Source organism: Vibrio owensii CAIM 1854 = LMG 25443 (assembly GCF_000817815.1).
GTDB lineage: Bacteria > Pseudomonadota > Gammaproteobacteria > Enterobacterales > Vibrionaceae > Vibrio > Vibrio owensii.
In genome coordinates, this window is the sequence record NZ_JPRD01000008.1 from 227,202 (window position 1) to 253,844 (window position 26,643).

At 42.2% G+C, this 26,643-nt stretch carries 25 protein-coding genes and 4 pseudogenes; 21 read left to right on the top strand and 8 right to left on the bottom strand.

The genetic code is table 11. The annotated features are described in order from the left end of the window. Positions 1-647 precede the first annotated feature (647 nt). Both H735_RS04655 and H735_RS04660 read right to left on the bottom strand, forming a co-directional pair. Positions 648-1,679: a LacI family DNA-binding transcriptional regulator gene (locus tag H735_RS04655; RefSeq protein ID WP_020197711.1), complete on the bottom strand. Its 1,032-nt coding sequence runs from the start codon at positions 1,677-1,679 to the stop codon at positions 648-650. Beyond that, positions 1,651-3,381, bottom strand: a complete 1,731-nt coding sequence (locus H735_RS04660; RefSeq protein ID WP_020197710.1) for a solute:sodium symporter family transporter — start codon at positions 3,379-3,381, stop codon at positions 1,651-1,653. The genes H735_RS04655 and H735_RS04660 overlap by 29 nt, the downstream gene beginning before the upstream one ends. 227 nt (positions 3,382-3,608) lie before the next feature. On the opposite strand from H735_RS04660, the gene H735_RS04665 reads away from it, so the two are divergent. The 10 genes and pseudogenes from H735_RS04665 to tnpA all read left to right on the top strand — a co-directional run bounded on the left by H735_RS04665 (position 3,609) and on the right by tnpA (position 12,640). After that, positions 3,609-5,348 carry an IlvD/Edd family dehydratase gene (locus H735_RS04665; protein ID WP_227741566.1) on the top strand — a complete coding sequence of 580 codons (1,740 nt, stop codon included), beginning with the start codon at positions 3,609-3,611 and terminating at the stop codon, positions 5,346-5,348. A 10-nt stretch (positions 5,349-5,358) separates the two neighbouring features. Further along, positions 5,359-6,150, top strand: coding sequence for an HpcH/HpaI aldolase family protein (locus H735_RS04670; protein WP_020197708.1), 792 nt, complete (start codon positions 5,359-5,361; stop codon positions 6,148-6,150). After that, entirely contained in the window at positions 6,150-7,046 is an 897-nt protein-coding gene (locus H735_RS04675; protein WP_020197707.1) for an aldose 1-epimerase, read from the top strand. The genes H735_RS04670 and H735_RS04675 overlap by 1 nt, the downstream gene beginning before the upstream one ends. Further along, positions 7,039-7,914 (top strand): SMP-30/gluconolactonase/LRE family protein, encoded by an 876-nt coding sequence (locus tag H735_RS04680; protein ID WP_020197706.1) that lies wholly within the window; start codon positions 7,039-7,041, stop codon positions 7,912-7,914. The genes H735_RS04675 and H735_RS04680 overlap by 8 nt, the downstream gene beginning before the upstream one ends. 1 nt (position 7,915) lies before the next feature. Continuing rightward, positions 7,916-8,785: an NAD(P)-dependent oxidoreductase gene (locus H735_RS04685; protein ID WP_020197705.1), complete on the top strand. Its 870-nt coding sequence runs from the start codon at positions 7,916-7,918 to the stop codon at positions 8,783-8,785. Positions 8,786-8,840: 55 nt separating this feature from the next. Next, complete coding sequence (locus H735_RS04690) at positions 8,841-9,608, top strand: SDR family NAD(P)-dependent oxidoreductase (protein ID WP_020197704.1); 768 nt, start codon at positions 8,841-8,843, stop codon at positions 9,606-9,608. A 24-nt stretch (positions 9,609-9,632) separates the two neighbouring features. After that, on the top strand, positions 9,633-10,526 hold the full coding sequence (locus H735_RS04695; RefSeq protein WP_020197703.1) for a sulfite exporter TauE/SafE family protein: 894 nt from the start codon (positions 9,633-9,635) through the stop codon (positions 10,524-10,526). A gap of 654 nt (positions 10,527-11,180) precedes the next feature. Continuing rightward, positions 11,181-11,405 (top strand): hypothetical protein, encoded by a 225-nt coding sequence (locus H735_RS04700; RefSeq protein ID WP_020197702.1) that lies wholly within the window; start codon positions 11,181-11,183, stop codon positions 11,403-11,405. A 113-nt stretch (positions 11,406-11,518) separates the two neighbouring features. Then, a complete protein-coding gene (locus H735_RS04705; RefSeq protein WP_020197701.1) occupies positions 11,519-12,001 on the top strand; it encodes a DUF2787 domain-containing protein in 483 nt (160 codons plus the stop codon). Positions 12,002-12,183: 182 nt separating this feature from the next. Beyond that, a pseudogene (gene tnpA / locus H735_RS29855) lies at positions 12,184-12,640 on the top strand (IS200/IS605 family transposase). Positions 12,641-12,741: 101 nt separating this feature from the next. On the opposite strand, the gene H735_RS04710 reads toward tnpA, so the two are convergent. Further along, positions 12,742-13,374 carry a hypothetical protein gene (locus tag H735_RS04710; RefSeq protein ID WP_020197082.1) on the bottom strand — a complete coding sequence of 211 codons (633 nt, stop codon included), beginning with the start codon at positions 13,372-13,374 and terminating at the stop codon, positions 12,742-12,744. A gap of 323 nt (positions 13,375-13,697) precedes the next feature. Between H735_RS04710 and H735_RS04715 the strand changes: the two genes are divergently transcribed. The 5 genes and pseudogenes from H735_RS04715 to H735_RS04730 all read left to right on the top strand — a co-directional run bounded on the left by H735_RS04715 (position 13,698) and on the right by H735_RS04730 (position 19,629). Continuing rightward, positions 13,698-14,969 (top strand): anaerobic sulfatase maturase, encoded by a 1,272-nt coding sequence (locus H735_RS04715; protein ID WP_020197080.1) that lies wholly within the window; start codon positions 13,698-13,700, stop codon positions 14,967-14,969. Between the two features lie 9 nt (positions 14,970-14,978). Next, positions 14,979-17,363 (top strand): arylsulfatase, encoded by a 2,385-nt coding sequence (locus tag H735_RS04720; RefSeq protein ID WP_020197079.1) that lies wholly within the window; start codon positions 14,979-14,981, stop codon positions 17,361-17,363. Between the two features lie 83 nt (positions 17,364-17,446). After that, positions 17,447-17,557 (top strand): annotated as a pseudogene (locus H735_RS31535) (helix-turn-helix domain-containing protein); the annotation flags it as partial. A 352-nt stretch (positions 17,558-17,909) separates the two neighbouring features. Then, positions 17,910-18,506, top strand: a complete 597-nt coding sequence (locus tag H735_RS04725) for a DUF2913 family protein (protein ID WP_042979536.1) — start codon at positions 17,910-17,912, stop codon at positions 18,504-18,506. 463 nt (positions 18,507-18,969) lie between these two features. Further along, entirely contained in the window at positions 18,970-19,629 is a 660-nt protein-coding gene (locus tag H735_RS04730) for a hypothetical protein (RefSeq protein ID WP_020198094.1), read from the top strand. 438 nt (positions 19,630-20,067) lie between these two features. Here the strand turns inward: H735_RS04730 and H735_RS32055 are convergent. Further along, positions 20,068-20,898, bottom strand: a pseudogene (locus H735_RS32055) (LysR family transcriptional regulator). A 337-nt stretch (positions 20,899-21,235) separates the two neighbouring features. Here H735_RS32055 and H735_RS04740 point away from each other — a divergent pair. Beyond that, a complete protein-coding gene (locus tag H735_RS04740; RefSeq protein WP_020198097.1) occupies positions 21,236-22,096 on the top strand; it encodes a 2-keto-4-pentenoate hydratase in 861 nt (286 codons plus the stop codon). A gap of 118 nt (positions 22,097-22,214) precedes the next feature. Beyond that, positions 22,215-23,097 (top strand): annotated as a pseudogene (locus H735_RS31990) (transposase). Between the two features lie 17 nt (positions 23,098-23,114). Here H735_RS31990 and H735_RS04750 read toward each other — a convergent pair. After that, the gene (locus H735_RS04750) at positions 23,115-23,360 is read right to left on the bottom strand and encodes a hypothetical protein (protein WP_020198099.1); all 246 of its coding nucleotides are present in this window, start codon (positions 23,358-23,360) and stop codon (positions 23,115-23,117) included. Next, entirely contained in the window at positions 23,360-23,614 is a 255-nt protein-coding gene (locus H735_RS04755; RefSeq protein WP_152447707.1) for a hypothetical protein, read from the bottom strand. The genes H735_RS04750 and H735_RS04755 overlap by 1 nt, the downstream gene beginning before the upstream one ends. An 85-nt stretch (positions 23,615-23,699) precedes the next feature. Between H735_RS04755 and H735_RS04760 the strand changes: the two genes are divergently transcribed. Next, on the top strand, positions 23,700-23,879 hold the full coding sequence (locus tag H735_RS04760) for a hypothetical protein (protein ID WP_020198101.1): 180 nt from the start codon (positions 23,700-23,702) through the stop codon (positions 23,877-23,879). 15 nt (positions 23,880-23,894) lie between these two features. Here the strand turns inward: H735_RS04760 and H735_RS30725 are convergent, their stop codons facing one another. Continuing rightward, the gene (locus H735_RS30725; protein ID WP_020198102.1) at positions 23,895-24,023 is read right to left on the bottom strand and encodes a YHYH domain-containing protein; all 129 of its coding nucleotides are present in this window, start codon (positions 24,021-24,023) and stop codon (positions 23,895-23,897) included. 163 nt (positions 24,024-24,186) lie between these two features. Between H735_RS30725 and H735_RS04765 the strand changes: the two genes are divergently transcribed. The 3 genes from H735_RS04765 (at position 24,187) to H735_RS04775 (ending at position 25,829) form a co-directional block, all read left to right on the top strand. Continuing rightward, a complete protein-coding gene (locus H735_RS04765; RefSeq protein ID WP_020198103.1) occupies positions 24,187-24,810 on the top strand; it encodes a hypothetical protein in 624 nt (207 codons plus the stop codon). 78 nt (positions 24,811-24,888) lie between these two features. Next, complete coding sequence (locus tag H735_RS29595; RefSeq protein ID WP_020198104.1) at positions 24,889-25,485, top strand: hypothetical protein; 597 nt, start codon at positions 24,889-24,891, stop codon at positions 25,483-25,485. After that, positions 25,485-25,829, top strand: coding sequence for a 5-methylcytosine restriction system specificity protein McrC (locus tag H735_RS04775; protein ID WP_020198105.1), 345 nt, complete (start codon positions 25,485-25,487; stop codon positions 25,827-25,829). The genes H735_RS29595 and H735_RS04775 overlap by 1 nt, the downstream gene beginning before the upstream one ends. Positions 25,830-25,951: 122 nt before the next feature. Here the strand turns inward: H735_RS04775 and H735_RS04780 are convergent. Further along, the coding region (locus H735_RS04780; protein WP_042979565.1) for a tyrosine-type recombinase/integrase at positions 25,952-26,643 on the bottom strand (692 nt) is incomplete at its 5' end.

Here is a 26,643-nt window from a genome sequence, read left to right on the forward strand (position 1 = left end):
AGGATGAACGAGTACAATTTCGAGAATGCAGTCAAGAGTTTCAGCACACGTAGTCAGCATGTATCTATGATGTCACCGATTGAGTTACTAGCGTGGTAGTACAACAGTATCAATCACTTTGAGGTTCATTCTAAAGAACCTTCCCTGGCTCTTAATCAACGCTGCTGATGACTTTGTTAAATTGATCTCGAAAAATTAGAGGTGGGATATCACAGCCGCAACCGACAGTAGGGGGGGATGATACTGCGGTCTTGGTTGCGAGGCCGAGATTTTGGGCACGGCGACTCACTTCTAATATACAGAAAATTAAGTTAATCAAGTGTTTACTGACTTAGCTTTCGATGAAATCGTGCTGCACTTTTGTGATTTCGCGAAGTACGAAGAGCTATTTTTCGGAATCCCACTTCATCTTAGGGTCTGGCTCTGTGTTAGAATAATCAACACCGTTTAAGGTGCTAAACTGTTTGCTCTATAGGCGTATAAATTAACGCTTTGAGTTGCGGGTTTTGTGAGTAACGACACGCGGCCGTTTGCGAAACTTTCGGTGTTTAACCATAAAAAACCGCTCTATTAGACCCTAGAGCGAATTTAACAAGGCAGGTATACCTATTAGAACAAGGTTAAGGACCTCCATGAGTATTGGAAAATTAGTATATTAATTTTGTTGAGCCTCTAGGGATGATGCTATAACCAGTGTCTATGTTTTTTTCTAATGGTGATGTGCTATCAAAACTTGCGAATGTTAATTCTGCCAACTTTTGTGCCATTTGTTCACTGTGTAGGTTTACGCTAGATAAAGTAATTGGTGCTAAGCATGCACTGATCGAAAAGTCACCAAAACCAATTACGCTCATTTGTTCAGGGATTTTTATACCTCGTTCATGCGCTTCGATCATAGAACCGATCCCTATAGCGTCGTTAGTTGCCACTATACCGTCAATACCTCTATGCTTAGCAAGAGCTTGAGATAAATGTCTGCGAGCGTCTTCATATGAGTTACGGCTATATGGAATATCAATGAGTATCGGGGTACACCCACCTTCGAAATTGCTTATAGCTTTACAATAACCGTTATAGCGCTTTTGAGCTCGGATATCATCCTCAAATCTAGTTGCAAAAAAAGCAATTTTTCTGCAGCCTGAATCTCTTAAATACTGCGTCGCATCAAAACCTGATTTTTCTTGGTCAAACCCTACTTGTAGAGAGAATGTGCCACCTAAATCCATCATTTGAATGACAGTAGAAGACGTATTGTTGAGCATTTTTTCCGAGCTTTCTGTATGCTCTTGTCCGGTGATAATCAGCGTAGAGGGCGACCATTCAAGCATAGAGCGAATTTGTTCTTCTTCTTTGATTAAGTTGTGATCATGAGACGCAATTTTCAATTGAAAACCTTTATTGCTAACGATTTCTTCAAGTCGTTGTAAAATGTCACTAAAAACTTCGTTAGAGATTGAAGGTACAATTATTGATATTGTCTTGCTTTTACTGCCAGTAAATTGACTCGCAATCTTGTTGTAGACATACCCAAGCTCGTCTATTGATTTCTGAATTTTATCGCCTGTTTTCTTAGAGACTTTTTCTGGTTTTCTTATATAAAGAGAAACCGTAGACGGAGATACTTTCGCATGAAGTGCAACATCATCAATCTTAACCGTTTGAGTGGCTTTTTTTCGCATAAGAACGTAAACCTGAAAACTTAACGAGTTTAACAATAATCACCATCGCACCAGTGACGATAGCAGCAACCAAATAAGGGTAGGAGGTTGGTAACCCATCAGGGTTAGCAATCCCAAGTGGCGATAGCGTAACATAAATTAGAATTAAAGCCGCAACCATAAAGACACTATAAGCTTCTGCGTAACGCCATTTCGACATAGGAATCTGAGGTTTGCTCATTTTCTCGACATAAGCATGACTTGGTGAGAAATGACCGATAAGCAACATAATCGAAATTTCCAGTACGAACAATATCCCCATTAGGTGGATGTAGTGAACGGTAATCACATCCTTGAAGATAAAGTTGTAAGCACTGTAAACAACGATATGGAAGGGTAGGATAAACTTCGCTGCTTTCGCTGGCACCTTAGTCGTTAAAAAGCCAACTAACACAATCGCGATAACTGGAATATTATAGAAGCCGGTGAATCGACGCAGCAGATCAAAGATACCGCTTGGGAACTCCAACAATAAAGGAGAGATAATAATAGAGATTAGCGCGAAACCGAGTGACGTCATTTTACCGACTCTAACCAGTTTCTTCTCATCATTGCACTTCATTAATGGGCTGTAGAAATCGAGCGCAAACAAGGTCGCACTTGCGTTCACAATACTATTAAAGTGGCTGATCACCGTACCAAACAAGGCTGCAGCAAATAGACCCGTTAACCACCAAGGAAGGATCAACTTCACCAGCGTTGGGTATGCTAAGTCAGGCAGTTCTAGAGTGTCACCGTAAATCTTAAAAGCGATCAGCCCTGGCAGCACCATAACGATAGGCACAATCAGTTTGATAGAGCCTGCGAATAACACGCCTTTTTGGCCTTCAGAAAGAGACTTAGCACCAAGGGTACGTTGAATGATCATCTGGTTGGTACACCAGTAGAATAAGTTCGCCGCAATCATGCCAGTAAAGATGGTTGAGAATGGGACGCTGCTATCTGCGTCACCAATGGCGTTGAGTTGTTCTGGGTTACTCTTTATTAGTTCTTCTATTCCAGTTAGCGCACTGCCATCCCCTAGCATCATTAAACCCAAAACAGGAATAAGCAGAGAGGCGAGTAGTAACAGAACTCCGTTAATCGTATCTGAAATTGCGACTGCTTTTAGCCCGCCAATTGCGGCATATAGCCCACCTACAGCACCCATGGCCAATGACAACCCGGCGATTACCCAGAAGTAATCGATATTGACCATCTCTTGTATGTGAAACATTTTCTCAATGGTGATTGAGCCGAGATAAAGACTCACCGGGTTGGCCATAATGACGTAGCCAATCAGACACATCATGCTGATCATACGGCGGGTGTGGGCGTCAAATCGTTCTTCCAAAAATTCAGGAATGGTGGTTAGCCCTCGCTTCAAGTACCTAGGAAGAAAGAACAGCGCCATGATGATAGTCGCGATGGCGGCTGTACTCTCCCAAGCCATACCACTGATATCAAATCGATATGCGTTGCCATTTAGCCCAATCAGTTGCTCGGCAGATAAATTAGACAGCAGCAATGAACCTACAATGAAATATGCAGATAACCCTCTACCAGCTAAGAAAAAACCGGATACGCCTTCTTCACTTACTCCCTTTGTTTTTTGGTAAGAATATAGCGCTACAATTGCTGTGAAGAGCAAAAAACTGAATGTAATAAAAAGTGAGTGACTCATTGAAAATACCAAATTGATAGCGTTTACGATGAAAATATCTTCATTTATGGGCTTTTTCATTCTGTTTTTGGTGGTAAATTGACTTGAAACAATAAAAACGCACTCACATTTAAGGTTTCTTGATAGAGATCTCATTATCGTTTTTTTGTCGTTGAGATCGTAGCGCTACGAAATTAGAGTCAGCTCTAAGAAATACGAATAACAAGTTGGAAAATATGTTTAATAGAGTGAATTTGAAGAAACGCGATATTTCGGAACTACGAAGCCAACGTTGGTACGCACCAGATACGATTCGAGCGTTTGCTCATCGTCAACGCAGCCAACAGATGGGCCTGAATCGCGAAGAGTTCATGGGTAAACCCGTTATTGGCATTATCAATACGTGGAGTGACCTAAGCCCTTGTCACTCTCACCTGAGAGAGCGCGCAGAAGCAGTTAAACGAGCAGTGTGGGCATCAGGTGGTTACCCAGTAGAACTCCCTGCGCTTTCGGTAGGTGAAGTACTGGTCAAACCAACGACGATGTTATACCGCAATTTCCTTGCGATGGAAGCAGAAGAATTACTGCGTCAACACCCGATTGATGGTGCTATTTTGATGGGTGGTTGTGATAAATCGACACCGGCTCTATTAATGGGCGCAATTTCAATGGATATTCCGATGTTGTTTTGCCCAGCAGGACCTATGTCTTCAGGTAAATGGCGCGGTACAACAACAGGTGCAGGTACTCACACTAAGAAATACTGGGACCAACTTCGTTTAGGTGCGATCACTCAACACGATTGGGTTGAGTTAGAGGGCGCAATGACTCGTTCAATCGGTACTTGTAACACTATGGGTACTGCATCAACGATGACTTCTATTGCTGATGCAATCGGCTTTATGATTCCAGGTGCTTCTTCTATTCCTGCTGCAGACTCCCGCCATACACAAATGGCTGCGCAGTGCGGTAAAACGATTGTCGACATGGTTTGGTATGACCATAAGCCGTCTTCTTGGCTAACTCGCGAAAACTTCCTGAACGGTATCGTTGCTTACATGGCTGTAGGTGGTTCAACAAACGCAGCCATTCACCTGATTGCGATGGCTAACCGAGCGAAAATTAAGATCACGCTTGATGATATGGAAGAAATTGCTCGTAAAGTACCTGTACTTGCGAACTTATTCCCATCGGGTGATCAGCTTATGGAAGAGTTTTTCTTTGCTGGCGGCCTAATGGCTCAACTGAAGAAAATCAGTCAATTCTTACACCTTGACGTAACGGGTGTGCTCAACACGCCAATGAGTAGCTGGCTCGAACACGCTGATTGTTACGATGACAACGTTATCCGTGACCTAGAAAACCCGGTAGTGCCACTCTCTCAAGGCTGCGCACTATCTGTTCTTAAAGGCAACTTATGCCCGAACGGTGCGGTAATGAAATCTTCAGCGGCACTGCCTGAACTGCGTAAGCACCGTGGTCGTGCGCTTGTGTTCGATAACCATCAAGATTTATCAGACACCATCGATCAACCAGACTTAGATGTGACTAAAGACACAGTCATCATCCTAAGAAACGCTGGGCCAGTTGGTGCTCCGGGTATGCCGGAATGGGGCAACCTTCCAATTCCTAAGAAACTTCTTAAAGAGGGCGTTACTGACATGGTTCGAATTACCGATGCACGCATGTCAGGCACACACTACGGCACTTGTATCTTACACGTTGCGCCAGAATCAGCAGTAGGTGGTCCACTCGCATTGGTGAAAACTGACGACATCATCGAGCTCGATATTGAAGCAGGCACACTGAACATGCTGGTGTCTGAAGAAGAGCTAGCAAATCGCCGTGAGAACCTGAAGCCAACACACAAAACATTCGAGCGTTCGTACGCTGCGCTATACCAGCAACACGTAACTCAAGCAGACGAAGGGTGTGATTTCGATTTCCTTCAAGCGGGCAGCGACGTTCCAGAACCACCAATTCACTAAGGTATAAACAATGAACAAATTTAAAAACGCAATTGAAGCTGGTGACGTACAGCTTGGTACTTGGATGATGACAGGCAGCGATACCGTTGCTGAAGCGATGGCGACAGTGGGCTTTGACTTCTTGGTTCTTGACCAAGAGCACGTGCCAGTAGACTCACTCGATGCAGTCCGCATTGACCGTGCTGTTCGCAACGCATCAAACAAAACAGTACCGCTTTACCGCCTAGCGTGGAATGACGTGGTGTTGATTAAGCGTGCTCTTGATGGTGGTGCAAACTCACTAATGGTGCCGTTCATTAACACAGCAGAAGAAGCAAAAGCGGCAGTAGAAGCGGCTTACTACCCACCACTAGGTAAACGTGGTTTTGCAGCTGTTCACCGCGCTTCTATGTACGGTTCAAACTCTGATTTCCTACGTGAAGCGAACGAAGAACTATGCTTCATTTTACAGATGGAAACACCAGAGGCAATCGACAATATGGAAGAGATTGCAGCGGTTGAAGGTGTGACTGGCTTCTTCATCGGCCCTGGTGATATGTCTGCGGCAATGGGTCATACGGGCAACCCCTCTCACCCTGAGGTACAAGCAAAAATCGCACAAGGTCTAGATAAAGCTAAAACACTGGGCCTACCTTGCGGGATTGTTGGCGGCACACCTGAACTGGCGAACAAATACCAAGAAATGGGCTTCTCATTCGTCGCGCTAGGTTCTGATATGAGCTACCTAATGGCTCGTGCAAAAGAGCAGCTAGCAGCTATCCGCGGTGAAGAAATCACAGTATCAGGCGGTGAGGTTTACTAATGCTTAATGTCGTCACTAAAACTCAAGGCGAACTTGTACTTAAAGTCGCTCCACAACTTGGCGGTGCAATCGCAGGCTTAACCTATCGAGGTATCGATATTTTAAGACCGTTACCCAATCAAGATGATGTGATTGTGAATCAGTCGGGCAGTTTTCCTCTTGTGCCTTACTCCAACCGAATCGGGCTGGGTAAATTTGAGTTTGGTGGCGAGCGTTATGAGCTAATTAAAAACTTTGGGGACCACCCACACTCCATTCATGGGAACGCTTGGAAAGGCGAATGGGTAGTGGCAGAAGAGTCTACGACAGGGTGTGTCCTCAAGTTTTTACATCAAGCTGATTTGAAAGAATACCACCACTGGCCTTGGCCTTATCAAGCAACTCAAACGTTTGAACTGCTTGAAAATGAACTGAGAGTAACACTGAAATATTTCAATCTAGCAGAGCGCACTGTGCCTGTTGGCCTTGGTTTCCACCCTTACTTTGCCAATGCTGACCGAAGCTTGATTCAACTTAACGCAGACAAGGTTTTACTCAACGATGAAAACACCTTGCCATGTGCCACCGTTGATGTGCCTAAAGAGTGGGATTTCAGTACTTTACGACGCCCTCAACCAGAGTCAGTCGATAACTGTTTCTCAGGTTGGGATGGTCACGCCAATGTGATTTGGCCTGAACAAGGTATCAGAGCGGAAATGAGTTCTCCGGATGCAAGTAATGTGATTGTGTTCGTGCCAGGAGCAGAGAAAAACTTTGTTGCTATCGAGCCAGTAACGAATGTGAACAACGCAATTAATGACCTCACCAGTGGTGAAAGTGACCAGGCAATGAAGCTAGTCGATGCTGGTCAGTCCGTATCAATGACAATGATTATTAAGGTTTCAGACTATGAGTAATCCAGAAGTCTTATTCGATTACATCGGGCATTTACCTGAATGCCCAACTTGGGATGCCAAGAACCAAACTCTGCTTTGGACAGACATTCTAGAACACGAGATCCATCGTTTCTGCCCTGCGAGCAAAGCTCACACTGTACTGAACTTCGATGAAGAAGTGGGTTGTTTTGCTCTACGTGAAAAAGGCGGCTTCATTGCAGCTATGCGTACAGGCATCTTCCTTACTGATGACAGCGGCAAGATCGAAAAGCAAGTATGTGAAAACCCAAACAACCCGTTTGTTGCGCGTTTCAATGACGGTGGTGTTGACCAAAATGGCCGCTTCTATGCGGGCACTTACTGGGGCCCAAGAACGTTTAACGGTGCAATGTTGATGCGTATTGATGCCTCGCTTACACCAAAGGTTGTGCAGTGCGACATTCTTGGTGCTAACGGCCTTGCATTCAGCCCTGACAAAAAGTGGATGTACACCACTGACACCCCTAACCATGTGATGTACCGAACCCCTCTACTGGCGGACGGTGAGCTGGGAATGCGTGAAGTGTTTAAGACTTTCCCTCAAGGCAATGGTCGTCCTGACGGTGCGGCAGTTGATGTGGAAGGTTGTTATTGGACGGCACTGTTTGATGGTCACCGTATCGCAAGAATCAGCCCTGAAGGCGAGCTCCTTGAAGAGTACCCACTGCCAGTGCGCTGCCCAACCATGGTCTGCTTTGGTGGTGACGATATGAAGACACTCTTCATTACAACTACTCGTGAAAACATGGAACAGGAAGAACTTGAAGAGCGCCCACTTTCCGGTGCGATCTTCACAATGAGAACCAACGTGGCCGGTATGGTCAAACCAACATTTTTAGAGAACGAATAATATGCAAACTATTGGATTTATTGGCCTAGGTCTTATGGGTGAAGCGATGTCAAAGAACATCGTTCAAAAACACGAAGGTAAAGTTTTTGTTTACGACCTAAACAAAGAGCAAGTCGCTAAGCTCGTGGACGCTGGCGCAACAGCAGCAGACAGCATCGCAGAAGTTGCGAAAAAAGCCGACGTTATCATCTCAATGGTACCGAAGTCAGTTCACGTACAAGCCGTTTACAAAGAGCTTATCCCTGAACTATCTGAGCGCCATATTACCATCGACATGTCGACTATCGATCCAAGCGTGTCTATCGAAGTATCGAAGCAAGTCGCTGAAACAGGCGCAATCATGCTAGATGCACCAGTAGTTAAATCAGTACCGGCAGCCATCGCTGCTGACTTAGGTATCTACATCGGTGGTGACAAAGCTGCATACGAAAAAGTAGAACACATCTTGGCAATGATGGGTTCAAACCAAATCCACCTTGGTGACAATGGCCGTGGTCTTGTGATGAAAATTCTTCACAACAACCTAGTTGGCGGCATTCAAAACGCGATGAACGAAATGGTTGCAGCCGCTGAGCACTACGGCATCGAAAAAGACGACTTTGGTACTGCATGTTCTTACGGTGGTGCGTCGAACTTTTACATGACAGGCAAGCTTCCTGCTGTCGCTAAGCAAGATTACACCACTGCGTTTTCTTTAGAGAACATGGCAAAAGACGTTCACATCATGAAATCAATGATGGAAGAGTCAGGCTTGATACTACCAGGTGTAGACATCGTTAAGGCAGTATACGACCAAGGTTTAGAAGCGGGTATCGGCGGTGAAGACTTCTGTGCCACTTACAAAGTTGTTCAACAAAATTCAAAAGCATAACTAATTTGACCTCCGGCTATCGGCTGGAGGTAATTTCCAATCGAGGCAAAAGAAAATGAATTACGCAGAAAATGTAAAATACGCATCTCTTGAAGGCAAAGTTGCTGTAATTACGGGGGGGGCAAGTGGCATCGGTGAAGAGCTGGTACGCAGCTTTGTAAGCCAAGGCTCTAAAGTTGCTTTCCTAGATTACGACAAAGAAGCAGGAGAGAAACTGGCTGAAGAACTTGGTTGCCTATTCCTGTTCTGTGATGTGACCAACACTGAACTGCTTCAAAACTGTTTCCAAGAAGTGTCTAAGCACTACGGCACGGTTGATATCCTGTTGAACAACGCTGGTTCTGATGACCACCACACTATCGATGATCTAACAGAAGAATACTTCGACAACCGCATCAACATGAACCTACGTCACCAGTTGTTTGCGATTCAAAGCGTTATTGATGGCATGACAGAAAAAGGCGCTGGCTCAATCATCAACATGGGTTCAATCAACTGGATGCGTGGCCGTCCAGGTCGTGTGTGTTACTCACTGTCTAAAGCGGCTATCCACGGTTTCACTCGTACTCTAGCTCAAGAACTAGGTGAGCGTGGTATTCGTGTGAACAGCCTTGTTCCAGGCGCAATTCGTACACCTAAGCAAGACGCAATGTGGGCAAAACTAGACCCATCAGCAGTAAACCAATTCGTAGAACTTCAAGCGCTTAAATTCCGCTTAGATGGAACTCACTGTGCTCGACTAGCGTTGTTCCTAGGTTCGGATGAATCTTGTGGTTGTACTGGCCAAGACTTCGTAGTGGATGCAGGTCTAACTCTTAACTAATTATAATTAAATGGATTTTTAGCAATGTCATTTTTTGATTTAACAACTCCAGATGGAGATGCACTAAGCGGTACAACGGTAATAACTGTTGTGGGTCTTATGTTCATGTACACATTTGTCGGCATTTGTGCGGGCTTTGGTGGCGGTTTAACGACGATGCCATTGGTATCAATGCTTTTACCAGTAAAAATGGCGGCACCGATGTCCGTTATGGTTGGTACCGCAACAGCTCTTTACGCGACATGGTTATCTCGTAAAGAGACTGACTGGAAATCAGCAATGGTTCTGATTGGTTTCTCTATCTTAGGTGTACCAGTAGGCATTTACGCACTGTCTTACCTACCAGACAGCATCATGAAAATGGGCCTAGGTATTTTCCTAATCGTGTACTCTTTCTACAGCCTATTTGTTCCACGTATACCGGTTTACGATAGAAACTGGATTGCAGCGCCAATGGGTGCAGTCGCGGGTGCGTTAGGTGCAGCGTTCTCTACGAATGGTCCACCGGTTGTTATCTACGGTATGCTTCGTAACCTTGGTCCCGCGGCTTTCCGTGGCACATTGAACGCGTTCTTTACTGCAAACAACCTAACGATCATTGGTGGTTTGGCAACAAGCGGTATTCTGACTGTTGATACAGTGAAGCTAGTAATGTTCGCTATCCCGACTATGATTCTAGGCTCTGTTGTTGGTCAGTACGTTCATAAACGCATTCCAACATCAGTGTTCCGCCTAATGGTATTTGTACTACTGATTGCTTCTGGTGCAATGCTAATTAAAGGTGCTGCTGACTTACCTGCTGCTCTTTGTCTAGGTGTTGCATTTGGTGCGCTTGCTATCTGCCAGCTTGCTTTCGGCAAGAAAGTAGCGGCTATCCGTAAAGCGGATGAAGAAGGAAAAGCTAAAGGTGCTGCATAGTCAGAGCTTAACAACTCCCTTTTGAGGTCGAATAAAAAGCCCTGTGCTATTACGGCTCTAAATAGTGCAGAGCTTTTGTTTTTGTTAGGTCATTTATAAATTAAGAAGTGTGTATCTGAAGCATTGTCGATTCAGGCTGAGTGTTACGAGTATTCTCAAGGACTTAGGGGCGCTACTTTTGTTTGATACTATATAGAGTGAATATATCAGTGGACCTTATACCTGTTTTCCAAAACAAAGCTAGGAAATCTCGAATAAGATCAAAAGCGCTTGTCTAAATAGGGAGAGATGAGCGTTCTTAGTTTATTGATCTATGTCTAGTCTATCCCGCGGATATTTAATTAGCTGTAGGTTATTTATAATCAGACATGTGGCTGTATTGATTAAACTTTCTTGTGACAGCTTATCTAGGTCAATGTTTTGACTGTTCTACTTGCTTTTAACTTCAAAGCTTATCGTTTTTTCTGTTCAAAAGTTAGCTTTGCATTTTTAGTATGAGAAAGCTTTTACTTTGATTTGAGCTGTTTACGAATATATATCATCTAGATGTGCAGGCTTCTCTTACAAGAAATAGAGAAGCTCAACATCATATTATTTCACAGAAGGGGTTGCCGATGGCAACCCCTTTTTACGCTCAATGGTAAAGGAGTTTTTATGTCATGGTATCAAACAGTTGGCAAAGCGGTTGCTGGAACAGCAAGCGTAGCAGGAGTGATCACCGCAGCCCCAGTATTTGGTGCAATTGGAACCATCACCGCTGGTGGTATTGTTGTGTCTGCTTTTGTTGGTACATCCGCAGCATTAATAGAACAAGCCGTGCAATCGACACGCACAGAACATCCCATGGTGACATCGAATGAATACTCTGACGAACAGTGAGAGGTTAAACCGTTACGTTATTAACCGTCTTTAGAAGAGACGGTTTTTCAACCTCACACCGTCATTTCAACTTTTCATGGCTTTCTATCTTACTACCAGTAGGAGGACTCATTATGTCCAAACAATCTTCAATCCGAACTCAAATCGGCTTCCTTACTCATCGTATTTCAGGCAAAGCGTTTTCAGTATCGGACCGCTTAGCGACATGCCTTGTCGAGACGATCGCATCTTATATCACGCTTAAGGTCGAAGTTTCAGAGTCGTTACTCTCTAGTCATCGCGTGGTATTTAATTTTCGTGATAAAAGCTACAGTGCTGAAGGAGGCGGCTTTCACCCTGTTGAAATTTGTTTGCTTCGAAGTGCTGATGGCGATTGGCAATACCAATACGTGACCGATTTTGCTTACATTGGAAATCATTATCCGGAGTTAGAAAAAGCACTGGATTTTGATTTCCACAGCTGCGGAGCGTATTCGTGCGGTATTCCTATGCGAAACCAACAAGAGGCAAATGAACTTTATCAATTGTGGGAGCATAACTTTTTGGCGTATTTGGAAATGGACGCTTACGACGATATCAGCATAACGCCAGCTTAAGTACTGGCTCTTTTTCATTGATTTAACCGTGACACAACGTCACGGTTTTTTGTATAGAGAAAACCCCTAGCTAGGCTGGGGGGACCGTAAAGCTTACAGTTATATACCTCCTTTCAATTTGAAAAAAACGTCTTGCGGTCTGGCAACTGCAAGAGTTAATTAAGAATTGAAAGGGGGTCCCAATGGGGGACGAAAAGAGCTTAGCGCATACGCGATGGAACTGTAAATATCATGTGGGTTTTGCACCGAAGTACTGAAGGCTGGTGTTCTATGGTGAGAAACGAAGGGCAGTAGGCGAGATACTTAGAAAACTATGTGAATGGAAGAACGCGAATATTATTGACGCGGAATGCTGTGCAGATCATGATCATCTAGAGATACCACCTAAGATGAGCGTTTCATCCTTTATGGGGTATTTGAAAGGAAAAAGTAGCCTGGTGCCTCTATAAGTGATTTGGAGATTTGAGGTTTAAGTACAGGAATCGAGAATTTTGCTGTCGAGGGTATTATGCCGATACGGTAGGAAAAAATGCCGGCAAGATACAAAGTTACATAAAGCACCAATTAGAGTAGGATAAAATGGGTGACCAATTGTTGGTCCCGTATTCAGGTAGCCCGTTTACGGGACGCAGGAAATAGCCCTATGCTGCTAGGGCACTGCCAGTAAGAGAGCCTTATAGGCGCATATGAAAAACCACCGGCTATGTCAGTCGATTATTTTTATTGTTTGAAAATATCGACTAATAACAATTTTTAATTATATTAAAAATAATTTTTATTAAAGGGTTGTGCTTTTCGGTTTGCCTGCAATAAAAAGAGTAAGCAATGTTAAAATTAACGCCATTTGGGTAAGGAATGATTTTAAAATTGTCATTTAAGTATCGTAATGGCAATTGAATTGCAATTTTTGATTTTTCTGCAATATCCAACGCTGATTTCAATTTGTCTACCCTAATTTTATACGAAATATCTCCTCGGCTTTCAGGTGGCAGTATTTCCTCAAAACGATAATTAAACTCATTCCAACTCGGTACATCAATGAAAACAAAAGGAATTTTCTTGAGCTCATCCCAAGTGTCTATGTGATGTTTACGATGGATCGCAGCAGAAATTTGATCGATTTTAAGTGTCGTCTGATAGATATCTTTCAGGATGCGTTCATTTTGTAAATGAATAGCGCAATCTACATTTCCTTGTAATAAACTCTCCAAACTGTCTTGGTTCCAAGTTGAGAGTTTTAATTTTGCTTTTGGAAATTGGTTTAGCAATTTGGGATAAATACAGTCGACAATTCGTTCATATTCTGCATCCGCAATCACTATATGAATGAGTTCTCGATATTCTAAAGGCTCAAACTCTATAGGTTTATTCACAACACGGACTAATTGTAAATAAGACGCCTCTAACTCAGGATAAATTTGCTCTAGATAATACGAAGGTTCAAAACCATTTTTCGTTTTAACAAAGAGTACTTCGGAAAATGCTTAACTTAGCGACATCTTTACTGATTGCACTTTCTGATTTGCCTAAGATCTTCGCAACAATTCGCATGCTTTTGTGCTTCTTCAACAAGATTAGCAAGTTAATCAAATTTAAGTTTACTCTGCTTTCCATTTTGTCATACCGCATATTCCGTGAATGATTAATTTTCACACTCTACACTACTTCGGTCTTCTTTACCTAGATGAGAACCGATATGACGTTAGAAAATGAGAACGTTACAGGTGTTTATTCACCACAACTACAACTTCCTAAGCTTACTCATGATGTTTATCGCTTCCATGCTGTATCGAAGCCAGCTGCATCACGTTGCAATTTAGATTGCACTTACTGCTTTTACCTACATAAAGCATCGTTATTGGAGCAAACCGATCAAGCTAAAATGAGTGATGAAACGCTAGAACGATATATCCAACAATACATTGAAGCGCAAACTGGTGATGAGGTCATATTCACCTGGCAAGGTGGCGAACCCACACTCATGGGATTGGATTTTTTTGAAAAAGTAATCGCACTGCAAAAGCGTTACAAAAAGCCGAAACAAACGATTCTCAATGATCTGCAAACAAATGGCATCTTACTTAACGAGACGTGGTGTAAATTTCTAAAAAAAAACCAATTCTTAGTGGGAATTTCTATTGATGGCCCAAAGCATCTTCACGATCAACACCGCTTAAGCCGTTCAGGAAAGTCTTCTTTTGGCAAGGTGATGACGGCAGTACGTTTATTAAAACAGTTTCAAATTGAGTTCAATGCGTTATGCGTGGTCAACCAAGACAACGGCGCTTTCCCATTAGATGTTTATCGATTTCTCCGTGATCACGTTCAACCCCGAGTCATTCAGTTTATTCCGTGTGTAGAACCAAAAGCTTTTACGCACACCGCACCAATAAAGTGGGGTAGAGAGACGCTCATTCAAATCGGCAATCCGGCACTGGCCCCCAAACAACTAGATGCTTACGTAACCGAATGGTCTGTAGGCGCAGGGCAATGGGGGACATTCTTAACAACCATCTGGGATGAATGGTTTCAGCATGACTTTGGGAAAGTATTCATCGACCAGTTCGAGAACGTGATTTCACAGATGTTTGGCTATGGTGCCCAAAAATGTGTTTCCGCTGAGTTTTGTGGCAAGGCCGTTGCTATTGAGCACAACGGCGATATCTATTCTTGCGACCATTTCGTCTACCCCGAATATAATCTTGGCAACATCGCCAACACTCACATGGGCGATTTGGTGTTTTCAAGCAAGCAACAAGCTTTTGGCACATTCAAAACCAACGACTTACCGTCCGATTGTCGTCAGTGTTTCTTTCTGTCTCTCTGTTTTGGCGAGTGTCCTAAAAACCGTTTTACCAAAACCACAAAAGGTGAACTAGGGCTTAATTATTTGTGTCCTGGCTTAAAAAAATTCTATAGCAAAGTGGTTAACCACCACGCTTCACTCCAACAACGTCTACAACTCTAAGGAACCTTTATGAAAACCAAAATAAAGCCCGTGGTCGCCCTCACCAGCCTGATTATGTCAGCTTCAGGTTATGCTGCGCCCCCGCATACGATTGATCGTACTGTGTTACCTATCCAACAAACAGCCGAATTCAATGGTCAAGTTGGTAAGTCCTTTGATCAATCCAAATCGGATTACCCACAACCTATTAAGGCTCCAGCAGGTGCACCTAACGTTGTGGTGATCATGTTAGATGACTTGGGCTTTGGTCAGGCAGGTCGATTTGGTGGCCTTATTCCAACACCAAATATCGATAAGCTAGCCGCGCGTGGTGTGACCTACAATAACTTCCACACCACTGGCATCAGCTCCCCAACTCGTGCTGCCTTACTCACTGGGCGTAACCACCACCAAGTTGGCTTTGGTACCATTTCAGAACTCTCGACGGGCTTTCCGGGTTACAATTCTATCTGGCCAAAATCAGTAACTAGCATTGCAGAAGTACTGAAAGTCAATGGCTATAGCACCAGCGCATTTGGTAAATGGCATAACACGCCAGACTGGGAAACCTCTCCAGCAGGACCATTTCAACAATGGCCGACAGGTCTTGGTTTCCAACATTTTTATGGGTTCCAAGGGGGTGAAACCAGTCAATGGGAACCTCAACTTTTCAACGATACAACGCCAGTTGAACCAAACAAAACCCCAAAAGATGGTTATCAGCTCAACGAAGATTTGGTCGATAATGCAATTAAGTGGATAGACCAACAAAAATCGATTGATCCTGATAAGCCCTACTTCACTTACTTTGCTCCGGGAGCAGTCCACGCTCCACTTCACGCACCAAAAGAGTGGATTGACAAGTTCAAGGGCAAATTCGACATGGGCTGGGATAAATACCGTGAAGAAGTCTTCGCACGTCAGAAAAAAATGGGCATCATTCCACAAGACACCCAACTTACCGCTCGACCAAAAGAAATCGAAGCATGGGATAGTCTAAGCTCAGACCAGAAAAAACTGTATGCGCGACACATGGAAGTCTTTGCGGGGTTCTTAGCCTATACCGATTACGAAGTGGGTCGACTTCTCGATAAAATAGAAAGTATGCCAGACGCTGACAACACCATGATCATGTACATTGTGGGTGATAATGGTGCAAGTGCCGAAGGTTCACCAACGGGAACAACCAACAACATGATGACTCAAAATGGTGTACCTGATACCGTCGAATCTCAGTTGAAATACATGAATGAACTCGGTAACGAAAAGCATGAAAACCATTACCCAGTTGGCTGGGCATGGGCAGGTTCAACACCATTCAAATGGATGAAACGCGTCCCTTCTCACTTTGGTGGCACTCGCAACGGCTTGGTGGTTTCATGGCCTGCGAAAATCAAAAATACGGGAACGATTCAGAGTCAGTTCCACCACGTTGTGGATATCACACCAACCATTCTTGAAGCAGCAAAACTGCCAGTACCCACAACGGTTAACGGCGTGAAGCAAAAACCAATGGTTGGCACTAGTATGATGTATACCTTCAATAATCCAGAAGTGAAATCACACCGTACTGTTCAGTACTTTGAAACCGGTGGTCACCGCGCAATTTACAAAGATGGATGGGTAGCCGCCTCATTCCACGGGGTTCCTTGGCAGCTTAGTGGTTCAAAAGGCTTTAAAGATTCTAAATGGGAGCTTTACAACGTTGAGAAAGACTTCTCAGAAGCCGTAGATCTCGCCGATAAAATGCCAGATAAGTTGCAAGAAATGATCAAGGAATTCGACAAACAAGCTGAGATCAATGAAGTCTACCCTCTTGATGACCGATTTGCAGAGCGTGTAGGAGACTCAGAGCGTCCATCGCTCACGAAAGGCAAGACCAAGTTCAGCTACACCGCAAATGTGACGCGTATCCCTGAAGGTTCTGCGCCGGATGTTTATCAACGAGACCACCGTATCGATGCATACGTTGATATTCCAAAAGGACAGCAAGCTAACGGTATTTTACTAGCCATGGGCGGCAGTTCTGCTGGTCTGTCATTCTATGCAGATAGCGGTAAGTTGGTGTATGGCTACAATTTCTTCGGTAAAGATTACTATACAGCTAAGTCCAACAAAGCCATTCCTACTGGTGAAGTAAAACTTTCTGCAGTGTACAAACAAGAACCATTTAGATTCTTGAAGGATGTAAACGGTGGTACGGTCGACTTGTACATCAACGATAAGAAAGTTGGTTCTGGTAAAATCGAGAAGGTTGCTCCTGCTCGCTTCTCTGCAACAGAAACTTTGGATATAGGTATCGATTTAGGCGCTCCTGTGATGTCTGCTTACACAGAAAAAGCTCCGTTCAAGTTTAATGGTGATATTAAGAAAGTGGATCTAGAGATCGCACCAACTCAACCAATCATTAAATAACGGATAAACAATGCCAACTCATCGAGAGTTGGCATTGAATTTTCATTAATGGTTACAATACAGCTATCTTGTATTCTTAATGTATAGACAAAATAGCCGTTGAATACAGGTCTTATACCAAAGCGCCGGAACAGTTGGGGTTAACACAACCTGCTATAAAAAGGTTAGGACAACTATCCAACAAAGAGCTATATCAATCACGAGTGGAAGATGCTACGTGCTTACTTAAAAAAATTGGATTACTTTGAGGTTCATCGTTGTGAGAAGAAAATAGAAAACTACGAGGACGTACTGTATTTTGCTTGAGGCCTTATTGTCTGTAATAAATCTCTTTTGAGACAAGTTCTAAATACATTATGATAAGTTATGCAAAAATTTAGATTATCAATGATATCAATTTTATTGATTTTATTAGTTGTTATTTTTTTGTCGAAATATGACTATTGTATCTACGTTTTACGCCGTCTATTGCTTGAATTGATTGCCCTTGAAATTCGAAAAGTTCTTCCCCATATGGTGGGTATCACTTACAGACTAAAAATATCCATGCAAATCAAACGAGATTTTGACTATTACTACAACCTACATCATGTGGTGCTCCACTCTTTGCTTCACTTGCTTTGTAAAGTCTCTGCGGCCGAGCGTCATGTTCCAGTGGCGAGTCGAAATGATATCCTCATTAAGTTCTTGAAGCCTAAGCTAATGGATAAATCGCTTGCCAATGTAAAGAAAGACATCAAATTGATGCTTAATGTGGCGAGAAGAAAAGGAGGGAACTTAGAAATGAAATTGCATGAACTTAACTCTCAAGCGAACAAAACGAAGCTCGTTGGGGCAGAAAAACTCTACAACTTACTGGTTTATCTCTACGATGCTGAAGGGATAGAATCCCGTTTATTCGATGAGGGGATGCAAGCGGAGGCGGGCATCCTATACATGCTTGATGAGCAGATAGAATACGGCTTTGATGAAAGCCATAAACAAGTCGCACCTATCTCTATGCTTATCGAGCTAGAAAGGGCGCCCGAGCTGATTGATGTGATTAACCAGCATGGTTTTTTTGTCGCAGAGATGAAAGAGTGGAATTTAGAAACACACCAAGCGCATATTTTGGTGCATCCAGAAAAAAGTGTTGAGCAATAGCAATCGAACTAAGGTAAGTGCGATTAAATTTTCACTATCGGAGTTGAGTATGGGATTGTATCGGTATGAAGGGGGGGACTATGAGTAGCCAAGGGTTTAATATATTAAAAACCTGCGTTGATTTTTGTTATAGTTGCAACGGAAACTCAAGGCCTTGTTAGAGAGCCGAACTTTCACATTTTTGATGCCATCGCGCAACTTGAGCATAGTCTGTTCAGTTAAAGAGTCAAAGTAGACTTGGCAATACCAAAAAAGGGAAAATCTAGGCAGAAACTCAAGCATGTCTCATAAATATAATAAATTAGCAGTCAAATCACTGCTGAGTGAATCTTTTACGAAATAGAAGTCGCAAAACACTTTGGTGTATCAATATCTACTTTAGGCAGAGCGTTAAAACAGTTCATTTTGAAGATAAACATTAAGGTAATACTACCATGCATATAACGTTCGCCACGGTCAATCGATGATCATTGTTACAGTTATTTTATTAGTTTTAGTAGGGCTTTTGTTCGGCTTTAATATTCAAGTGTCTGACTCATTAGTAAACATTATGGGTTCAATCGGTACTATGATCGGTGGGTTAGGTGCAGCAATTGCTGCCTTTATTTCATATCGCTCAATGGGACAATGGCGCACGGAATTTAACCATGCAAAGCTCTACGAGCTCGTTAATGAATTGGATGGTATATTACATGATGTGTTAGCTACACTACATGATACGGCATTCAGCGAATCAATTAATGTTAGAAACTTTCTTGGAGCTTTGCCTCGTTCGGTAAAACCATATAGCAAAGCCTACGATAAGACGTACGATGCTCTCAGGTTACTTCTAAAAGTGAATTCTACCTATAATGAACAAGCTCTTGTATTATTAGAGCAGTTAGCTTTGAATACCCTTTTAATTCAAATGCATGATCCTTTTATAAAATATCACGATAGTAAGAACAGAATAGATGCATATTTTGCTAAGTATCCAAACGAGCAAAGAGCACTTCATGAAATAGTAGAGATAAAAGAAGATATTGTTGTTACTTTTCAAATGATGAATCAGTTATCTCAACTTGATATGAATTATCGTAGAAATATGGCACAACTTAAGTCACTAATTCTTTTTCAGTTATAGTGATATGACTCTTTGTACAAAATTTAAGTGAGGTTCTATAGTCGAATTTTGATTTTAACGGAAGTCATATGGTGGTATGAGCCCTGTCAGTGTTGTTGGGTTTTTGATAGATTTCCGAGCTTTTTGCAGAATTGGGATAATCAACTTTGTGTTGATGATTGGACACCTAACATAAAGCATTGCCGCTACTTAACATTACTTTTGATATAGTGATTAATTATATAGAACAATGTCGTTGACTTTTTTATTTCTAAATCGAAGTAGTATGATTGGGTGATAATTAACGTAAATATTCCAATGATTCTTTCCTGCAGTTGAAATATTGTTATATGTTAAAGATGGGCGATATATTAGAATTTAGCCGTAATATCATGGCGGCAATGTCATCTTCCTTTTAAGCGCCTAAAATCCTATCGGTTTATAGGAACTGTATTAATTTTAATCTATTTGCTCCTTTATATTATTTCTTAAGCGCTGATGAATAAGGTTGTTTTCATCTATTTTATGATAAATAAACATATAAGGTATGTTATCAATTACTACAGGACTGTCCAGAATCTGTAGTTTCATGGTTTGACTCCATTTCATGACGAACGAAGGTGATATTAACCCGAAGCAATCTCTCTGCGCTACATGCATTGCCATACTTGCTAATGATGATGCCACAATCTCGATTTTTCGCTCTTATGTTGGTTCTTTGGCTAATTAATTGAACCCTGATGTATCGTTCCAGATACCTGAGAATATGCAATGCCTTTCTTGGTAATATTCTTCTTTACTTAACGAATTATGAATACGAGGGTGATTTTGACGAAAAGTTACTACCGAAGACTCTTCATAGGCACTTTCAATTACGAAAGAATTTTCTTTAGTAATTATCGTATCTATTAGTGAATCAACTTTTTGTTGTCGTATCTGTTCAAATAAGTCGCATTTCTCTGGTGGTGATTCTTGAAAAATCACTCCTTCAATTGGTTTTAAGCTATGGAGTATAGTTTCTGAACAACTAACTTTGAAAGCGTTTTTGTCGGAAATTGCATTGTCAACAATGTTGATGGCTTGTTGAAATTGAGGTACGAGTTGGTAAGCCATCGATGTAGGCTCTATTCCTCTTCTTTTTTTAACAAAAATTTGCTTTCCAATGACTTGTTCTAATCGTCGTAAAGATGCACTGACTGCGGGCTGTGTGAGTCCAAGGTGTTCTGCTGCTTTAGTAAATGATTTGTATTCAGTAACAACTAAAAATGTTTGGATTAAATTTAAGTCTATTGTCTAACCTATAAGTTTAATTTATGTAATAACGAAATTTGAACTTATTTATTCGTGATTGGATTAGGTTTATTTTGTAGAGGTCTCGGATTTCTCAACAAGACCGAGTAATCGTTTAGCATTGCTTGTTCATCATACTGATCAACAAAGAGAGTGGAAGTATGACCGAGAATCTGCATAAGGAAGTTATTCAGAGTGGGAGGGTATAAGTATAAAAAGAAGGAAGTATAACATCGATAATAGATAGCCCATGAATGCATAGTTGGTAAAATAATTATGTTAAATGCGGATGCTATCGTATTACAACTAAAACTTTAATGATAAAAGTGAGTCACGCATGAAAAGGTTAATGATAACTTTCGTATGTGTTTTGACGGCAATTACATCAAATGCTGCTGAACCGAATTTAATTAATGACGATTATGCTGTGAATGAAGCCGCATCCATGCTAATAGCCGCTCGGGTACAAAATAAACTCATAGAGCTACCAACTTCATTGAAACCTCGAACACTAGAAGATGGATATAAAATCCAAGATAAAATTATTCAAGATATCGCTATCAAACAAAAAGGTTGGAAAGTGGCTATTACTAGTAAAGAGCTTATGACAAGAGCTGGAGTGCAAGAGCCAATTTCAGGACCTTTATTTGAGCGATGGAGTTATCCTGAACCACATACAATCAATAATGGACCTCCTACCTTGTATGGCTTTGAGTTCGAGTTTGCATTTCAAATAGCGAAAGACTTACCTCCTAGAAAGCAACCTTATAACCGAGAAGAGGTTCTTGCCGCAGTGGGTAGTTTGCATCTGGCTATTGAGCCAGTCGGTAGCCGTTACATTCAAGGACCAGTAAAATCAGGTATTGCTCAGTTTGCGGCGGATCATGGAGGCAATTATGGTTTCGTTTATGGACCATCTATTTCTAATTGGCAGAGTATCAACCTATCCAAAATCACAGTGACAGGATACTTTAATAATAAAAAAATTGGTCAAGAGTCCGGAGTTAATGTTATGGGAGACCCTGTAAATTCACTGATTTGGCTAACGAACCATCTGCCTCAGAGAGGTCATTACCTAAAAGCGGGCCAATGGGTAACGACTGGGGCCGTTGTTGGTCCTGTATCTGCTAAACCACCGGTAAAAGTGCGTGGTGACTTTGGTCCTCTTGGTAATGTGCACGTTAATTTCGAAGGATGATATAGAGCGTTTAGTCGTAAAATATGGTTCATCGCGGATAAGCGGGAACTAAAAACAAAAACGGTAGTAAGTGACAGAGCTTTATCGCCAAATAAAACCTACACAAACTACTGTTTTCATGTCGAATCATACTTTCCTATCTTCATTCTGGGAAGGCTTTCATATAGTAAAGTCTCATCAGACTGCATCATTAACAAAGCTAACTCTCAACCCTAACTCTATTGCTAAGTGTCCGTGCGGGCTTAAAGCTCAAGCTATACATGAGTATCAATGGCGGAGTGTGAAGGAAGCCACTCTGCTAGGATCTCCTGTTGAACTGTCCATTCAAACCCGACGCATCAAGTGCAGTCACTGCGGCATTAAAACAGAACGGCTATCTTGGTTGGAACCTTATGCTCGTATCACTAACCGTCTACGAAGCTATATAGAACAGTTGTTACCTCTGCTACCAATTAAACATATAGCCCAAATGCCCGTATCGTTTACGACTTGTTCCACGTTGTTGCTAAGTTCGGTCGTGAAGTGATGGATAGAGTCAGGGTCGACCAGGCCTATAAGCTAAAACAAGATAAAAAAGCAAGGCAGCGGGTCAAGCGTTCGCGCTGGGTATTGTTGAAAAATAAGAATAATTTAAATACACAACAGGAAAGCTACCTCACAGAAATATTGAATATGAATCAGGACTTGATGACAACTTACTTACTGGGTGCGCGATTAAAGGAACTGTGACGTTGCGGCTCTGAACTTCAGGCTAAAAACTTATGGCAATATGGTTGGAGCAAGTGAATGAGATTGGAATTAAGTCACTTAAAGAGTTCGCTCGAAAGCTCCGTCCATATCTTCATGGGAGCACTGCTTAAGCAATCTATCCGCTGAATACCTGTACGCTTGAAGGGATAAATAACAAGATAAAGTTAATTAAGCGGATGGGATATGGCTATCGAGACACCGATTACTTCTTCTTAAAGATAAAAGCGGCGTTCCCCGGAAAGCCGCGATGAACCATCAAAAAGCCCCGTCACAAGGGCTTTATTTTTAAAAGAATATCTTCAATAGAGTTCGCCACACGTTCGCTTATTAAGACAAAAGTCACGCTTATTGCTGCGTCACACATAGCCCCAATTTCAGTCGGAATAAAGCGCAATTCATCATCAAACCAAAGCGCAATAAAAAGCGCGATCGCATGCATCCCAATTAACACCCAAACGCCATTTACATGGTAACGATGTTCTTCGCCAAACTCGACTACTTCAACGAACTTCATCAGATAGCATCCCCGCCAGAACTATTCCAAGCATCTAAAAAGCCAACGGCACTCACTGGCATTTTTTCAACCATTGCACCACGGTTAACAATTACAGCTTTCTTTGTACGGAATAGATCAGTCACATATTTCTTGGCCTTGTCGCTAAGTGGGGCCGCTCTTAAATATGGTGCGTCAGTGTCAGTCATGCATTGTGTGAACATCTTCACGTTAGCACCATTATTGTTTTCTATCTTGGCCATTATTGACTTCACTGTTCCTCCCTTGTTAGCGACAAACGTCATTGCCACATAACTTCCGCCACTTTGTTCCCACTTGGCCATGGAAAATGATGGCTCAATGTTTGTAGCTGGCTTTGCTGCCGGCTCTATTTTTGTTTGTGGTTTTATCGAAGGCGTTATTTTTGCCGGCTCTGTTGTTGTGGTAGCAGATGAACAACCAGAAGCCAGCATAAGAAAGATTAACGGTATTGATTTTATTTTTACTTTTATTTCTCCATTGAATAAAAAAACTTACTAGATAAGGGCCTTGCTATTAGTGACAGTGGCGGGTGCCGGTTGAGTGGTCGGTGTGACAACCGTTTGAATCTGTACCGCCAGAATGCGCCATTGCTGGAAGAGAAAAGGCCAAAGCCAAGCTGATGATTGCAATTACATTTTTCATGTTTTTATTCCTATGTTAAGTGCGTCGCATATTGTACAGGATATTTAACCATTTTAAATGTGTGGTTTTATACATGCAGTTTCTTTGGGCAGTCTTTTGAGCGTCTGAGTGGGATGACGCATAGATATAATTTCTTTGCATTCAACCTAGATAAAATAAGGCTATGACGCTAAATACTGACCTAGATCGAGTGGTCTTAGATTGTGATGGAGTTCAGGACGACTTTGATTTCACATTTACAATATTTGTCTCGAAAGACTTGGAAGTTTATCTGATAACCGACCCCGGCTCGTCAAAATTAGAATTAGGTTCTGATTATGAAGGTGTTGGTGATGACTTTTTATTTGGTGGGATAGTTCACACCAACGTTGTTTATTCAGACGTAAATCAATTGGAAATTGTTATAGCGCCAAGCTTGCTCCAAGAAAAATCATTTCGAAATCTTGATGAGTTCTTCCGGGACAGTCATGAAAACGCATTTGATTGCGTGTATATGATCCTTCAGCATTTTGGTTACCGTTTGAATAAAGTGCTAATCCACGGTGCTTTTGATATTTGGGTTTTTGAAAACAAGCAATCAAAAAATGTGCCTTATCCTGAAGCTGTGGCAAATGCCGCTTTTGTTTTGCAGCAAATCAAGGCAGCGCAAGAAGAGGCTAACTTTGTTGCGCCTTTAGATTGGGATGAGGTTGTTGCTCCGGGCGAACATACATACCCACTGAACGGGGCTGATCTTGAAAACGAAAAAGGTTATCGCGTTTTCTTGGGGAACACATCCGAACCATAGCGAACTGATCTAGATTATGTCGTCCACATCGACAAAGAAAACCCTACTAATTCAACGATTGAATTTATCGGCCCTGAAATGCCACTTGGTGAAATTTGGTGGGAAGTTTGCGCCACACGCGCGGTGGTCGTGGGAACTGTGCCATTCATGCTCTATGAGACAACATTAGATGCACAAACGGATCGCGTAAAACCAAACATTAAATTTGTTGACGCGATTGTTTCTGTCGACGGTGAACCCATCGCCAGAAAAGATTGGATTTGGGAACCTTCAATAAACGCAATTATTTTTGATGTGTCTTACCCGGTAGGAACAGTGGTCACGGCGCTATTAAACTTGCTTAGTGATTACGAAATCGAAAACCTGCTGAAAATTGTCGACCGTGACACGAGCGAGAATATTAAATCTCGCGTTGGTCAGATTGGTGAAGTTTGGGTTTCTTCTGGCTCTGGAACGATAACAAGCCCAAGTGGTGAGGGTACAAACATTGAACCTGATGATGGCGCAGAAGGTCCGCAAGGCATTCTGGACATACAAGGCTCACAGGGTGTCAAGGTATTGGCAGGCCTCTTTATCCTGAAGAGCAGGAGCGAATTTTCGGTGGAAAGCATAGACAACAATTGCTTAAGACTTTTTGAATATTACGCCATCTCAGTATCGAAGATTGCGCATTAATGATTCATATGCCCTATAGCGGAAAGCCTCAAGAGTGGTTTAGGCTCAAGCCTGATATTGTTGTTAGTGATAAAACTTCGCACGAGCCGCTTTATGTGGCCGATACACTTAACAAGAAGCAAGCTACAGCTAAACACAAGTATGGCATTAGTCAATCTGACATGTATCAGATGTTTGCTTATGGTCAAAGTTATTTAAATGGGGTAGGCGTGGTATATCTTATCTACCCAGCATATGAGAACTTTAATAAGCCTCTGCCACCATTTAAATTTGATGAAAAGTTGTCGGTTAGGGTAATCCCTTATGAACGATTAAAAGACGAATGTGAGCTTTTGGATAGATAGGAACCATTATTGTTGTCACTGCTGGAACGTTTACTTTCAATCTATTTGATCGTCATCTAAGTGAACTCATCAATTGGTGGCGGTACTTCATTAATTTTAACTTGATGAAGTACAGAACTAACTCAACTATTTCTTTGTGCTTGCGTCACATACTTACTCCACCAGCGCATGATTTCTTTCCTCTGCTCAAAAAAATCGGAGCGGTTGTAGCTAGCTCTTGTCTCATTCTGGTCTACATGAGATAAGCAAGCTTCGATATAAAGGGTATTAAAACCATGCTCATGAAGTGCAGTCGACGCAATTGCTCTTAAGCCGTGCGCTACTAGCTCTCCTTTAAATAATAAGCTCCGTTTAAACGCAGCGTTCGCTGTATAGACGCTGGCATGGCTGTCTGGATTACGCTCTCCCGGAAATACAATCTCTTTGTGCGCACTATAAGGCTTTAGCTCTTCTAATCTCTGGAGTGCCTCCTGTGTTAGGGGGACTCTGTGTTCACGCCTACGCTTCATTTCTTTGGCTGGTATTGTCCAACAGCACTTGTCAAAATCTATGTCTTCCCATCTTGTTCTGGCTGCTTCTCTAGGTCTTGCTATTGTGTGGAGTTGCCAAAGAATCAGTAGTTTGGTTTTATTATGAATCTTGTCATTGTTTGATAATCTAGATAGAAGCCCGCTGAGTAACTCTGGTCTGATAGTTGGCATATGTTCAACTTTATGCCTTTCGAAAGCGTTAATCATTTTTGTTAGAGGATTTGCTGTAATTGAATCATTCGCTACAGCGTACTCCATGATTTGATTTTCAACCCTAAACCACC